Here is a 13,237-nt window from a genome sequence, read left to right as displayed (position 1 = left end):
GAGTACATCCACTTCTATAACCACGAGCGGCTCCAGACAAAGACTGGCCTGGCTCCGCTCTCGCTTCGCCAGGCCAGTCTTTGATTCGTTTACTTCTACCCCTTGCAGGCCTCTTTTTTGTACTGTCCGCACAATATGGGGCGGTTCAGAAACAGGGGTGTTTTGTTTATTTACTGGGGGGCTGCCACCACAGGCTCGGCCGGGGGCGGCGTCAGGGTGGAGTGGGCCACCACATACCCGGCCGCCCGGCTGGAAGCGATCTTCTGGCGGGCCTTGCGGGCGTCGTTGGCGGGGAAGGTACGCTCCCCGTCCCGTTTCTCGTCCCACTGGGCCAGAGCCTGGTTCACCTCGGCCTCGGTGGGCCAGAGATTTTCCCGCCCGGCCACCAGCAAAAGCCCCAGACGGCTGCGGAGCTTCTGCTCGGCCTCGGCGTGGAGCTCGGCGCGGAACTGTTCCACCGTCTGGCCCCGCACCTGGAGGTACTGGTCGAAGTTGACCCCCCGGGCCTGCAGGCTCAGGTTAAAGCGGCGCTGCTCGGCGAAGTAGTTGCCCGCCACCAGCTGTTTGGGCAGCGGGCCCTTGACCTGGCCGCCCAGCTGGTAGATCAGCTTCTGCTGTGCCAGGGCCCGGGCCTGGGCACAGCGTTTTTCATAGAGTTCGGCCGTCACCCGGGCCCGCAGGGCCTGTTTGCCCGCGGCGTCGGCGGCCCGGTCCTCTTCGCCGTGGTGCTGGTTGACTTCCAGCTCGATGGTCACCGGCCGGATGGGGTGGGGCTGGACCGCCTGGACAAAGCCGGTGTACCGCTCCAACGTCAGCTCCTCGGGCAGGGCGAAGAACTCCGCCCCCGCCCGGAACCCCTCGGCCCGGTTGACCGCCAGCAGGCTGAAATCCGGGTCGGTGACGGGGATGATCCCCCGCTCCTCCATCAGCTGGGCGTACAGAGGCGAAAAGCCCGTCAGGATGGCCCGGTTGACGGCCTCGGTCAGGAGATCCGCCTCTTCTTTTGGGGCGTCGGGTCCCGCCTCCACGGCCTCGATGGCCCGGGCCAGCTCATCGGCATCCGCCCGGAACACCAGCTGCCAGGCCCCCGGCTCGGTGGTGCGCGCATATTCCAGAATCATGGTTCGGCCCCCTTCCTCACTGCACAGCCAGCAGCACCGACAGGACAATCAGCGCCGCCGTCAGAACATAATAGACCACCTCTGCCCCCAGAACGGCCTTGTCGCCCTGGACATAGAGTTTCTCGGGGTGGTCGGGGTCATAGTAGAGCACCACCTGGCTGCCCATGGGCAGGCCCTTGCCCTTGCGGGGGGCCGGGTATTGCAGGCGATGGCTCCCGCCCGCCGTGGCAAACTCCAGCAGGTAGGCGGTGCCCTGGCGGCTCTGGACGGTGCCGGCCACCCGGGCCTCTACCCTCTGCCCCTGGCGCATCAGCCGAAGGCGGAACAGGGTACTCCGCAGGCCCATGTAGAACATCAGCAGTGTACCGGCGATAAAAAATACGTAATCCATGGCTTCCCTCTTTATTCTTCGTTCTGCGCTGTTTCAAACGCAGTTTTTATTGTATCACATCCGGGCCCATTTTGCGCCCTTTCCCGCCCTGACAGAGTGCAAGATTTTTCAAACAATTTTTTGTCAGAAAAAGCCGAAAAAAGTGCTTGACATTTTTCCCGCCCGTGGTATAATAACAAACGTTCCGGGCGACACGCCGGACGGAACACAAAAGAATATGCGGATATGGCGGAATTGGCAGACGCGTTAGATTCAGGTTCTAATCGGGGCAACTCGGTGGAGGTTCAAGTCCTCTTATCCGCACCAGGAGCTGAGCTTTTCTTTGTGAAAAGTTCAGCTCTTTCTTTTTTCCTCAATACAGAACCCCCGGCGGCCTCTCAGAGCGAGAAGCCGCCGGGGGTTTTTCTCTGCGGGGCCAGTTTATCCGCTTATTCCTGCCGCAGCCGCTCCACCACCGGGGTGCGCTGGGCGGCCCAGCTGGTCAAAACCGGGATGCCCACCCCAAGCACCGCGAAGAGGGGCAGCACCACCCCCACGGGCCAGAGGGTGAAATGGTAGCTGAAAAACCAGATCATCCGGTTGAGGGCCGGCCCCAGGAAGGGCGCGCTGATCAGGATCAGCCCCAGGGCCAGAGCCACCGCCCCCGCGGTGTAGAGCAGCCCCTCCAGGGCCAGCATGGCGCGCAGCTGGCGGGCGGTCATCCCGATGGACTGGAGCACCGCCAGCTCCCGGCGGCGGGCGGTGATGCCGGTGAGGATGGCGTTTGCAAAGTTCAGCACCCCCACCAGCCCCACAATGAAGCTCAGCGCCCCGCCCAGGAGGAGGAACATCCCCCGGATGCTGGCAAACTCCCCGGCAAAGGTGGCCTTGCTCTCGTAGTCCAGCTGGGGGTTCACATTTTCGGTGTAGTCTTTCAAAAAGGATTCCATCCCGGCGTTGGCCTCGTCGGTGGTATCAAAGGCATAATACATGACGTCGGCGGTGCCGCTGTCCCGGATAAAGGTCTGGTCGTTAAGGATGAAGCTGTCGTCCCCATAGTAGCGGTAGCTGAGAGCTGTGGGCACCGTCACCAGGGCGGCCACCGTGTAATCCACGTCCCGGTAGGTCTTGGCGTAGGAGGTGATGCTGCGGCCTGCCTCATAGGCCGCCCCTACCTGGTCGATGGGGATGATTTCCCCGGTGGCGTTGTCCCAGTACTCGAATTCCTCGATGTACCGGATGGTCACCGTATCCCCCAGTTTGGCCCAGTTGCTCTCCCACACCGGCGCGCCGTAGTCGTCCTCTTGATAGACGGCGGCAATCCAGTTCCCGCCGGGCTCTTTCAGTTTTTCCAGGTCCCCTTCCAATACCGTCAGGTGATCCAGGGCGAAGGGTTCCATCCCGCAGAGCTGGACGCCGTCCGCCAGCAGCCCCGCCTCGCTGCGCTGGGTGTGGTCCATCAGCCATTTCAGAGATTCCTCTGAATACCACTGGCTGTTGTTTGCAATAAACCGCTCCTCCGGGATAAACTCATTCATCCCCTTGGTCTGGCCGTAGACCCGGGCGCTTTCAGTAATGCCGCCCTGGGCGTTGACGGCGGCGATGGTTTCTTCGGTTACGGCCATACCGCGGTTGAAGCCCACACTCCCCACCTGAAGTTTCCCCGCGTCGGCCAGAATGAAATCGGTGGCGGTGAAGTGGGCCGTGTATTTGTCCATATCAAAGCCGGCGGCAAAGGTGACCGTGAGGGTCAGCAGCACCACCGCCAGGCACAGGGACAAGACGGTGATGGCGGTCTTGCCCCGGCTGCGGCCCAGGTTGGCCCAGGCCATGGAGAAAAGAGAGACGCCTTTCCCCTTCCGGCTGATTCTGCGGCGGGGGGCGCCGCCCTCGGTGTAGCGCACCGCCTCCACCGGCGAGACCCGGCCCGCCAGGCGGCCGGGGCGGCGGCAGGAGATCAGGACGGTGCCCAGGGCGAAGAGGGCCGACGCCCCGAACAGAACCGGGCTGACCGATACGGTGGGGGTGACGTCGTTGAGCTGGGCGGTGATGAAGGGGGTCAGCACCCCGCCCACCAGCCAGCCCAGCGCCAGGCCCGCCGGGATGCCCGCCGCCGAGAGGATCAGGGCCTGGATCCGGATGATCCGCCGGATCTGCCGGGGGGTGGTGCCGATGGTTTTCAGCAGGCCATAAAACCGGATGTCCCCCGCCACCGAGATCTGAAACACGTTATAGATGATCAGATACCCGGTGAAGAGGATCAGGGCCAGCATCACCCCGATCACCAGAACCACCGAGGGGTCCAGCCGGTCGGACAGCTGGGCCCCGGTATAGCCCCAGTTGACGCCGGTGGCGATGTAACCCGGGGCGGCGGGGTCCTGGGTCTGGCAACCATAGTCCGCCAGAATCTCGTCCAGGTCGGCGGAAATGGACCGGGCGCCGTGTTCCAGCATGACGTCCAGGTTCCAGCTGCCGGTCATCCCGTCCCGGCCCGGCGGGGTGACCCCCACCTCGGCCAGAATGGCGTCTACCCGGCTCTCGGGAATCAGGACGTGGTTTGCCACCACCGCCTCGTCGTACTCCCACCAGCCGCAGAGGGTGAAGGTCTGGGTGGTCTCGCGGCCGTCCACCTCAAAGGTGAGGGTGAACTCCGCCCCCAGCGCCGGGGTGATCCCCAGCAGCTCCAAAACGTGGGTGTCGGTGGCGGCCTCCTGGGTGCCCTCGGCGGGCAGCCGGCCCTCCACCGGGTCGCAGTAGGTCCAGTGGGCCTCGCTGGAATCCGAATAGCCCACCTCCACATGGGATTTGTGGAAGGGCGCTCCGGTGGGCATCCCCAAAAAGCGCCGCAGGCCCCAGGCCTCAATCAGGGGGTGTTCTTTCAGCTGGTCGAACTCTTCCTCGGTGAGGTACTTGAAACTGCCGTGGGCAAAGCCCCCCGCCTGGCGGAAATTGTTCTGCTGCATCCCCTCGTTGATGGAAAGGGCGATGGTGAACAGGCTGGTGAAGAGCAGCGCCGTTAGGGCGATGGCCAGCACCGCCACAACATTCCGGGTGCGGCTCGCCAAAAGCGCCCGAACGCTCAGCCGCCGGATGCAGCCCCGATTGGATATATTCATGGTCTAGGCCCCCCTCTCACCGCGTCACGATCCGGCCGTCCTCGATCCGGACGATCCGGTCGGCCATCTGGGCGATCTCCTCGTTGTGGGTGATCATCACCATCGTCTGGCCGAACTTCTGGCCCGTCACCTTCATCAGGCCCAGTACGTCCTGGCTGGTCTTGGAGTCCAGGTTGCCGGTGGGCTCGTCCGCCAGCAGAATCGCCGGTTTGGCCGCCAGGGCCCGGGCGATGGCCACCCGCTGCTGCTGGCCGCCCGAAAGCTGACTTGGCAGGCTCTGGAGCTTCTTTTCCAGGCCCAGGGTGGCCACCACTTCCCGGACAAAGGCCTCGTCCACCGCCCGGCCGTCCAGTTGGATGGGCAGGACGATGTTCTCCCGGACGCTGAGCACCGGCACCAGGTTATACGCCTGGAACACAAAGCCGATTTTCCGCCGCCGGAAGATGGTCAGCGCCTCCTCCCCCAGGGAAAAAATCTCCTGGCCGTCCACCGTCACCCGCCCAGAGGTGGGGCGGTCCAAGCCCCCCAGCATGTGCAGCAGGGTGGATTTGCCCGAGCCGGAGGTGCCCACGATGGCCACAAACTCCCCCTGTTCCACCGCAAGATCCACCCCGTCCAGGGCTTTCACCTGGGTGTCCCCGGCGCCGTAATATTTTTTCAGGTCTTGGGTCTGTAAAATGTGCATGCAGCAAACCTCCCACAAAAAAAGTCTGTGTGTCTTTGGGACACCACAGACTTTACCAGAGAAATCTTTCCAGGGCCTTTCCTGAATGTGACAGTTTGGACAGATTCTAGCCCCGGGGCAGATACAGCGAGAACCGGCTGCCCTGGCCGGGGGCGCTGTTCACCCGGATATATCCCCCCTGCCCCGCCGCAATCTGCCGGGTCAGATACAGCCCGATCCCCACCCCCTCGGCCTGGTACGCCCCCGGGGCCCGGTAAAACCGGCCGAAGATTTTGGCCTGTTCCTCCTCCGGGATGCCGGGGCCGGTATCCTGGACACAGACCGCCGTGAACATCTCATAGGGCCGGACCTCCACCGTCACACTTCCCCCGTCGGGGGTGTATTTGAGGGCGTTGTCCAGCAGGTTGCAGAGAGCTTCCTCGGTCCACTTGGGGTCAAAGAGGGCCTCCCCTTCGGTCGGGCCCACCGTCAGCCGGATCTGGTTTTCCCGGGCTTTGGGGGCGTACTGGGCCGCGGCCCGGGCCACCATGGGGGCCAGGGGCCCCGGCTCAGGGTGCAGGGCCAGAATCCCTGTTTCCAGCCGGGAGCTCTTCACCAGGGCTTCGATGAGGGTTTGCAGTTTTTCCGACTGGGCCGAGATCGCCTGGGCACAGCGCCGGCCCTGGGGCGTGAGGGGCTGTTCTGCCAGCAGCTGGGAATAGAGCTGGAGGTTTGCCACCGGGGTGCGGGTCTGGTGGGAGATATCCGAGATCAGGGCGCTGATCTGGTCCTTCTGGGCCTGGAGGTTCCGGGCCGAGAGGGCGCTGGCCGCCAGGTACCGGGCCAGCCGGCTTTCCAGGGCGGAGAGGCGGCTCTCGTCAAAGGACGCCTCGGAAAATTCCCCCTCCATGGCGGCGGTGAGCATGGCGTCCAGCCGCTGGATCAGCCGGGCCGACCGCCAGCGCTCCCCCAAAACCACCCCGACTGCCGCCGCCAGCATTACCCCCGCCGCGATCCAGCCGGTCATGGGGCCACCGCCCAGGTGTACCCCAGGCCGTACACCGTTTTCAGGTATTGGGGGTTGGCGGGGTCGGCTTCCAGCTTGGCCCGCAGCCGCTTGACCGTCACCGAGAGGGCGTTGGGTTCCACCGCTTCCGCCCCATCGGGCCAGACCTTTTCCGCCAGCATGGGCCGGGGGACGGTGCGGCCCCGGTTCTCCACCAGGACCCGCAGCAGTTTCTGTTCGGTTTTGGAGAGCTCCACCGGCTCCCCTGCCCGGCGGAAGTCCATCCCCTCGAAATCAAAGGCAAAAGGCCCCAGCCGGAGGGGGCTGGACGCCGCCGGGGCGCCCCGCCGCAGCTGGGCCGCCACCCGCGCCCGGAGCACCGCCAGGGAAAAAGGCTTGGTGATGTAGTCGTCCGCCCCGGCCTCGAGGCCGGTGACCTCGTCCAGTTCCAGGTCGTTGGCGGTCAGCAGAATCACGGGGGTGCGATCCCCCGCCCCCCGCAGCTGACGCAGCAAGTCCAGCCCGCTGCCGTCCGGCAGGTTGATGTCCAGGATCAGCAGGTCAAAGCGCTCCCGGGCCAGCACCGGCCGGCTTTCCCCCAGCGTCCCGGCCAGGGTGACCGCCCGCCCGGGCGCTTCCAGCGCCATCCCGATCCCCCGGGCCAGGGCCGGGTCATCCTCCAGCAAAAAGATTTTTTCCATAGAAATTCCTTCTTCGATTGGCGTTCTGCGTTTTGCTCTAGTATAGCGGAAGGGGCAGGAAAAGGCAAACCAAACAGCGCCCCCGCCGATTCCGCAAGCGGGCCAAAAACAAGAAAAGCCCCGCACAAAAGGCGCTTTCGGCCCATGTGCGGAGCGTTCTTACAATCCGTTGATCAGTTCTTGTGGTACTTGCGGTCCTCTTCCTCATAGATGGGGTCGCAGGTGACGTACATCCCCAGGCGGTTGAGGGTCTCGCTGTCCACCCGGGAGAGGATGACGGTGGAGTGCATATCGCAGCCCTTGAGGTTGGGCAGCTGGTTGAGCGCCGCCTCGGCGTATTTGTTCTCCAGGATGGAGCTGGACAGGGCAATCAGAATCTCGTCGGTGTGCAGGCGGGGGTTCTTGCTGCCGAAGTAGGTGGTCTTGAGCTTCTGGATCGGCTCGATGGCCCGGGCCGAAACCAGCTCGATCTCCTGGTCAATCCCCGCCAGCTTCTTCAGGGCGTTGAGCAGCGCCGAGGATGCCGCGCCCAGCAGCGGGCCGGTCTTGCCGGTGACGATGGTGCCGTCCGGCAGCTCGATGGCCGCCGCAGGCAGGCCGCCGGTTTTTTCGGAGCGGGCGTGGGCCTGCTGCTCCACTGCCCGGCTGCCCACCGTCAAACCAGCCTGGTTCACCAGCAGTTCCAGCTTGAAGCGGTCGTCCTTGGCGGTGCCGCCCACCTTCTGGTCGCACAGGCACTTCATGTACCGGCGGAGAATCTCTTTCAGAGAGGCCTCGCGGCAGACCTCGTCGTTGACGATGCAGTTGCCCGCCATATTGACGCCCATATCCGTGGGCGAACGGTAGGGGCTCTTGCCGGCGATCAGGTCGAACATGGCGTTCAGCACCGGGAAGATCTCGATATCCCGGTTGTAGTTCACCGCCGTCTCGCCGTATGCTTCCAGGTGGAAGGGGTCGATCATGTTGACGTCGTTCAGGTCGGCGGTGGCGGCCTCGTAGGCCAGGTTCACCGGGTGCTTGAGGGGCAGGTTCCAGATCGGGAAGGTCTCGAACTTGGCATAGCCCGCCTTCACCCCGCGCTTGTATTCATGGTACAGCTGGGACAGGCAGACCGCCATCTTTCCGCTGCCGGGGCCGGGAGCCGTCACCACCACCAGGGGGCGCTCGGTCTCAATGTAATCGTTCTTGCCGTAGCCCTCGTCGCTGACGATCCGCGCCACGTCGCCGGGATAGCCCGCGATCTTATAGTGCCGGAAGGTGCGGATCCCCAGGCTGTTGAGCTTCTTCTCAAAGGCCTCCACCTCGGGCTCGGGGGTGTACATGGTAACGCAGACGCTGCCCACAAACAGACCCACGCCCTGGAAGGCATCGATCAGGCGGAGCACGTCCATATCGTAGGTGATGCCGTAGTCCCCCCGGATCTTATTGTTGATGATATCTTCTGCGCTGATGACGACGATGATCTCGGCCTGATCCTTCAGCTGAAGCAGCATCTGGAGCTTGGAGTCCGGCTGAAAGCCCGGCAGCACGCGGGAAGCGTGATAATCGTCGAACAGCTTGCCGCCGAATTCCATGTACAACTTGTTGTCGAATTGCTCGATCCGCTCGCGGATATGCGCCGATTGCATGGCAAGGTACTTGTTGTTATCAAATCCGATATTCATCTGCATCCCACTTTCCTCTACAAATTCTATCCAGGCAGACCCGGCCCGGGTTTACCCTCCAAATAAAAACACACTGTGTTTAGTATACCACACTCAAAACCGCGGTGCAATTCCACTTTTCCCATATAGGCCCAAAACACCCCCTCTTCGGGCAGAGAATCCACAGGAGCCTTTCTGGAATTTTTTGGTCAAAAAGCGGGATTTTTTGTCCGGAAGCTCTGGACAATCCCTTTCAAGCGTGTTATAATAAATGAGTAAACAAGGCCGGTGTCGATGACGGTGAGGATCCACCTGTTCCCATTCCGAACACAGAAGTTAAGCTCACTTGTGCCGACGATAGTTAGCTGGAAACGGCTCGTGAAAATAGGTAGTCGCCGGCTTGTTCTGCACCTCTAGCTCAGTTGGTAGAGCAACTGACTCTTAATCAGTGGGCCCAGGGTTCGAGTCCCTGGAGGTGCACCAACAAAAGACGCAAGATCGAAAGATTTTGCGTCTTTTCTTTTTGTCAGCAGAGCTCCAACGGGATCATTTGAAATGGGTTTCCCCTGTCCTATGGAGCATCTTTAATTCATCCGGAAATTTCCGATGGACCTCCGCCGAACAAGAAAAGCTTACGTCCTCTTCCGGATATTCTACTGGATCGCTCCGTATAAACAAAGCAATTCCTTCATTGCAATCGAATTGGATCGGGGCCTTTCTGGCTGCAACCGCGTGAAGATATATCTGTGTTTTATGGACTAAGACAGGCAGAGAACGGCTTATTGCGGGCAAATATATCCCATTAGAACCGGGAAATTGTGGTTTCAGAGAGTGTCTTGGAGATTGCCGAAATTGTGTATGGCAAAGCCTTTTTATAGATAATGAGAAACCGGATGCGAGCTTAGATTCAAAGGTGGAATCCGAGTGAAGAGGCCAGAGGCGTTCCCCTGGTGCATTTGAATAAAAAATAACCCCACGCCAACGCGTGAGGTTATCTGCTGGTGCACCGCGCCCATCCAAAAACGAACCAAGTACTTCTTCCAACGATACCGGGCGACCGCCCTCCTGATAATTGAAGTTCAACACAATGCGGTCCTCGAACAGATAAATCGAGTTGACAAAGCAGTCGATGACCTTTTCCTGAAAAGCCATATCCGCCGGGTCGCCGTGACGGAACTGATCAAACCAGAATAGAATCTGTTCCCGTGTAATGGGCGGCTTCTCGATCTGCTCCTGCAGGACGCTGGTTTCCAGTGCTTCGCGCCGCTGTTCCAATTCCTCCATCCGAGTCCTGGTGGAGGGCGTCAGGATACCCTGCTCGATGGCCGCCACCAGATTGTCGATGCGGCGCTTCACCTCTTTCAGCTCGGCCTGCAAAACCGGCAGGCGTGTATTTTCCTGACTCTGGTATTCCAACAGTTTGTCCACCAGCAGATCGACGACCCGGTCATTCAGCACCTTTTCCAGCGCCGTCTGTACCACAAACTGCTCCAGTGGCTCCTTGCGCACCGGCTTCAGGCTGCAAGCCTCCCTGCCACTGCGTTTACGGGTGCCACATTTATAGTAGCAATGAACCGTGCCTGTGTGGCTTCTGCCGCTCTCCCCTGCCATCATGGTGCCGCACTTACCACAAAACAGCTTTGTAGTCAGAAGATAGTGGACATCTGACTTGTTATGGGCTGGGGCCTGGCGATGGATTTCGCACCGACGCTGCACTGCATCGAAACGCTCCGGGTCGATGATCGCCGGGATAGCGTTTGGAATGACAGTATCCTTATAACGATATTCTCCCAGATACCGGCGGTTCTTGAGCAACGTCTGGAAACTGTTCTTGGTGAACGGGTTGCCCCGGCTGTTTCGGATGCCACGGGCGTTCAGCGATTCGATGATGCTGCGGATGCTTTCCCCTGCTGCATACCGCTGGAATGCTTCCTGTACCACCGGGGCGGTAGCAGGGTCGATCTGGTAGTGATGCTGGCTGTCGATACGGTAACCCAGCGGCACCGGGCCGCCGTTGAACTTGGCCTTGAGGGCGTTCTCCTTGTGGCCCCGGCTGACCTTCTCAGCCAGCTCTGCCGAATAATATTCGGCCATGCCTTCCAGCAGGCTTTCCAGCATGATACCTTCCGGCGTGTTGGAGATGGGCTCAGTCACCGACACCACATGGACCCGATTGTTTTTGAGGATACGCTTATAGTGGGCCGAGTCATACCGGTTGCGGGAAAAGCGGTCCAGCTTCCATACCAGCACCGCCTCAAAGGTATGGGTGGCGCTGTCGTGGATCATCTGCTGGAACTGCGGACGGCTGTCTGTCTTGGCAGACAGCGCCCGGTCGATATAGGTCCGCACCACGGTGATGCCGTTCTGGTCGGCATATTCCTTGCACTCCCGCAGCTGCCCATCGATGGATTCTTCCCGCTGGTTATCACTGCTGTAGCGGGCATAAATCACAGCATTCATGGCGTATACCTCCTTACTTATGCTTTTCTTCTTCTCCCATATTTAGGATCATCTGTTTCAGGCGGCAATTCAGCTCACTGCCTGGCGTGAAGCAGGCTTCTACAAACTCGCTCCAATCCGGCTTGCGTTGTATCACTTCTGCCGCCCCTTCTGGTGTGACGCAGACATACCGTCCACGAGGATCCTCGCACAACCCGAAGATATAATCCAGTGATACATTAAAATAGGTAGCATACCAGACCAGGATACGGTAGGGTGCCGCTGCCCGGTCAGTCTCATACCGGTTGATGGCAGCTTGATTGGTACCAGCCAGCGCTGCCAACTGGACTTGAGTCAGCCCTGCGTCCTTGCGCAGTACGCGCAACCTGGTTCCTACGGATACGTCCATATTGATTCTTCCTTTGCACAGTTTTTCTAATTCAAGTATAATCAATTTTTGTGTACTATTCAAGCACTTTTCGTTTTTTCCACTCCTCAAACATTCGCTGTCCCTCTTCTGACTGATAAAATGCCTGAATCTTGGGCAGTAGGAACTGGGCAAACCGCTCCAGCTCCTCCTTGGGTACGCCGTCTTCGCGGTACTTGGCGGATGACGCTATCGGTACTGCTCTCTTTTTCTCAAAATCTCCCGTAGTGGCTCCTTTCTGCAGGGCTGTCCCCTGCCGCCTTTCCGTGCCGAATCATCGTTTCTATCCCTTAACCCGTTATGTCAGAACATGGCTACAACCCAACGCCATAGTTCCTGGTCTTCGCTTACATGGTAGAGTTGTCGGCAGCATCCCAGAATTTAAGCTGGTTTTTAAATCATCCAGTATTTGCTTTCCTAATCGATTGCTCAAAATTTTTAATAAAGTCTATACCCTGTTCCCCAATCCGGCGGATGCCCTCCAGCCCCGAAAGACAGAGCGCCGGATTGTTCTGCAAGCAGGTGTTCCAGCGGAAGATCAGGGTGTCCAGGGCGTCCTCCATCTCGGCGAAAATGTCCTCTTCCTCAATCTCTCCGGTGGGCTGGAGCATCTTTTCCGATATTTCCCGTATGGATTCCAGAATCCTCCTGCTCTGGCTTCGCCGCCCACTGTTTGGCTTTGGAAGCTCCGGCAGTGGAGACTCCGCTTCTTGGGCATCAATCTTCTCTTGAGCTGCCTGCTTTTCCCGGGCCGTCCGTTTCTCCTGCCGCGGCCTGCAAATCTCCGCCACAAGGCCGGGGCGTTCTTCGGGTGCTGCTCTGGATACCGCTGCCAGTTCGGCTGCGGTGGGTTTCACCTTGCCGGAGAGAATCTTGTCCCGGGTGCCGGGGACAGCTTCATCAGCCGCATCAACTCCCTGAGAAAAATCTTCAGCTCTGAACACAAACATCCTACTAACGTTGTTCTCGTCAGCGATTCGTTTGATGACACCTTCATCACACCGCAAAGTAACATTTTGTGACTTTGCGGTAAACATACCGTTCTCATCTCTCATGTGTGAATTCGGACGTTCGCCACCTCGACTTACTTTCTCTGCCTCATACTGCTTTCCAATCAAGTATTTCCGCTGTTCTGGTGTCAAGTTCCGCCTGCCAAGCTGGTTCTTGCAGATCCAGACGATGGCCTCGTAGCGGTTGGCAAATTCCTTTTCCAAAACGGTGTACTCGATCTCGGGATGCTGTTTCAGGATGTCAAACCGGTTGTGTCCGTCCACAATCAGGCCGTTCCAGACGATCAGCGGGCTGATGATTCTGCCTTCCTCCAAAATGTTGGACTCCAGCTGGCTGCGCTCCTCTGCTGTAAGCGGTGGGATCTTGCTCTGAAACTCCGGGTCAATGCTCAAATTTTGCAGCATCTGCTTTCGCCTCCTCTCTTTTATCGGGTATGAACTCATTTCAGTCGGATTTTAAGGCCCAATTCCCTGAAGATTTCCATTCCGGCCAGTGGTTTGAAATTAGTTTTGCATGCTCCTCCCTTATTTGTCCTCGACACCCCGGGGAGGGTTGGGAACCTCTGGCGGCGGATTTGCACCGCTCCATCGGCCTTTCGGCCGCCCCGCCTTCTTCATGGCCGGGCCGCGAATTACGGAAGTATCATTGTCTGGAAGTACCAGGAGGTTGAATGATTCGGTTTTCAAGGTGCCGTGTGGTCTCTGGCAAAAGCATACCAGAAATTTTTCCTCTCCGGGAG

Annotated in this window: 11 protein-coding genes, 2 tRNA genes and 1 rRNA gene; 4 read left to right on the top strand and 10 right to left on the bottom strand. The window is 59.8% G+C overall.

Annotated elements, in window-relative coordinates:
• The first annotated feature begins 6 nt into the window (after positions 1 to 6).
• Positions 7 to 84 (top strand): hypothetical protein, encoded by a 78-nt coding sequence (locus tag JCM17207_RS13830; protein ID WP_373871900.1) that lies wholly within the window; start codon positions 7 to 9, stop codon positions 82 to 84.
• Positions 85 to 170: 86 nt separating this feature from the next.
• On the opposite strand, the gene JCM17207_RS06725 is transcribed toward JCM17207_RS13830, so the two are convergent.
• Complete coding sequence (locus JCM17207_RS06725; RefSeq protein WP_238316847.1) at positions 171 to 1,121, bottom strand: SurA N-terminal domain-containing protein; 951 nt, start codon at positions 1,119 to 1,121, stop codon at positions 171 to 173.
• A gap of 16 nt (positions 1,122 to 1,137) precedes the next feature.
• A complete protein-coding gene (locus tag JCM17207_RS06720; protein ID WP_238316846.1) occupies positions 1,138 to 1,512 on the bottom strand; it encodes a DUF3592 domain-containing protein in 375 nt (124 codons plus the stop codon).
• A 219-nt stretch (positions 1,513 to 1,731) separates the two neighbouring features.
• Here JCM17207_RS06720 and JCM17207_RS06715 point away from each other — a divergent pair.
• Positions 1,732 to 1,818 (top strand) — tRNA-Leu (locus JCM17207_RS06715).
• Positions 1,819 to 1,940: 122 nt separating this feature from the next.
• On the opposite strand, the gene JCM17207_RS06710 is transcribed toward JCM17207_RS06715, so the two are convergent.
• The 5 genes from JCM17207_RS06710 to JCM17207_RS06690 form a co-directional block, all read right to left on the bottom strand.
• On the bottom strand, positions 1,941 to 4,607 hold the full coding sequence (locus JCM17207_RS06710; RefSeq protein WP_238316845.1) for an ABC transporter permease: 2,667 nt from the start codon (positions 4,605 to 4,607) through the stop codon (positions 1,941 to 1,943).
• Between the two features lie 16 nt (positions 4,608 to 4,623).
• On the bottom strand, positions 4,624 to 5,292 hold the full coding sequence (locus JCM17207_RS06705) for an ABC transporter ATP-binding protein (RefSeq protein ID WP_238316844.1): 669 nt from the start codon (positions 5,290 to 5,292) through the stop codon (positions 4,624 to 4,626).
• A gap of 106 nt (positions 5,293 to 5,398) precedes the next feature.
• Complete coding sequence (locus JCM17207_RS06700) at positions 5,399 to 6,298, bottom strand: sensor histidine kinase (protein WP_238316843.1); 900 nt, start codon at positions 6,296 to 6,298, stop codon at positions 5,399 to 5,401.
• Entirely contained in the window at positions 6,295 to 6,978 is a 684-nt protein-coding gene (locus JCM17207_RS06695) for a response regulator transcription factor (RefSeq protein WP_238316842.1), read from the bottom strand. The genes JCM17207_RS06700 and JCM17207_RS06695 overlap by 4 nt, the downstream gene beginning before the upstream one ends.
• A gap of 173 nt (positions 6,979 to 7,151) precedes the next feature.
• The gene (locus tag JCM17207_RS06690; RefSeq protein ID WP_238316841.1) at positions 7,152 to 8,642 is read right to left on the bottom strand and encodes a DUF1846 domain-containing protein; all 1,491 of its coding nucleotides are present in this window, start codon (positions 8,640 to 8,642) and stop codon (positions 7,152 to 7,154) included.
• Between the two features lie 263 nt (positions 8,643 to 8,905).
• On the opposite strand from JCM17207_RS06690, the gene rrf reads away from it, so the two are divergent.
• Both rrf and JCM17207_RS06680 read left to right on the top strand, forming a co-directional pair.
• Positions 8,906 to 9,022 (top strand): 5S ribosomal RNA (gene rrf / locus JCM17207_RS06685).
• A gap of 6 nt (positions 9,023 to 9,028) precedes the next feature.
• A tRNA-Lys gene (locus tag JCM17207_RS06680) sits at positions 9,029 to 9,104 on the top strand.
• A gap of 63 nt (positions 9,105 to 9,167) precedes the next feature.
• On the opposite strand, the gene JCM17207_RS06675 is transcribed toward JCM17207_RS06680, so the two are convergent.
• The 3 genes from JCM17207_RS06675 to JCM17207_RS06665 all read right to left on the bottom strand — a co-directional run bounded on the left by JCM17207_RS06675 (position 9,168) and on the right by JCM17207_RS06665 (position 12,902).
• Positions 9,168 to 11,081: a recombinase family protein gene (locus JCM17207_RS06675; protein ID WP_309295405.1), complete on the bottom strand. Its 1,914-nt coding sequence runs from the start codon at positions 11,079 to 11,081 to the stop codon at positions 9,168 to 9,170.
• Positions 11,082 to 11,094: 13 nt separating this feature from the next.
• Positions 11,095 to 11,514, bottom strand: a complete 420-nt coding sequence (locus JCM17207_RS06670) for a helix-turn-helix domain-containing protein (RefSeq protein ID WP_238316840.1) — start codon at positions 11,512 to 11,514, stop codon at positions 11,095 to 11,097.
• A gap of 371 nt (positions 11,515 to 11,885) precedes the next feature.
• A complete protein-coding gene (locus JCM17207_RS06665) occupies positions 11,886 to 12,902 on the bottom strand; it encodes a ParB N-terminal domain-containing protein (protein ID WP_238316839.1) in 1,017 nt (338 codons plus the stop codon).
• Positions 12,903 to 13,237 lie beyond the last annotated feature (335 nt).

Origin of the sequence: Faecalibacterium gallinarum (assembly GCF_022180365.1) — a bacterium.
GTDB classification, from domain to species: domain Bacteria; phylum Bacillota; class Clostridia; order Oscillospirales; family Ruminococcaceae; genus Faecalibacterium; species Faecalibacterium gallinarum.
The sequence above is the reverse complement of the archived record's forward strand: the minus strand, read 5'-3'. Positions and strand labels throughout refer to the sequence as shown.

Excerpts from the sequence above, each read along its gene's own strand:
- JCM17207_RS06695 (WP_238316842.1), bottom strand. The coding sequence starts at position 6,978 with ATGGAAAAAATCTTTTTGCTGGAGGATGACCCGGCCCTGGCCCGGGGG.
- JCM17207_RS06725 (WP_238316847.1), bottom strand. The coding sequence starts at position 1,121 with ATGATTCTGGAATATGCGCGCACCACCGAGCCGGGGGCCTGGCAGCTG.
- JCM17207_RS06665 (WP_238316839.1), bottom strand. The coding sequence starts at position 12,902 with ATGCTGCAAAATTTGAGCATTGACCCGGAGTTTCAGAGCAAGATCCCA.
- JCM17207_RS06705 (WP_238316844.1), bottom strand. The coding sequence starts at position 5,292 with ATGCACATTTTACAGACCCAAGACCTGAAAAAATATTACGGCGCCGGG.
- JCM17207_RS06720 (WP_238316846.1), bottom strand. The coding sequence starts at position 1,512 with ATGGATTACGTATTTTTTATCGCCGGTACACTGCTGATGTTCTACATG.
- JCM17207_RS06675 (WP_309295405.1), bottom strand. The coding sequence starts at position 11,081 with ATGAATGCTGTGATTTATGCCCGCTACAGCAGTGATAACCAGCGGGAA.
- JCM17207_RS06710 (WP_238316845.1), bottom strand. The coding sequence starts at position 4,607 with ATGAATATATCCAATCGGGGCTGCATCCGGCGGCTGAGCGTTCGGGCG.
- JCM17207_RS06700 (WP_238316843.1), bottom strand. The coding sequence starts at position 6,298 with ATGACCGGCTGGATCGCGGCGGGGGTAATGCTGGCGGCGGCAGTCGGG.
- JCM17207_RS06690 (WP_238316841.1), bottom strand. The coding sequence starts at position 8,642 with ATGAATATCGGATTTGATAACAACAAGTACCTTGCCATGCAATCGGCG.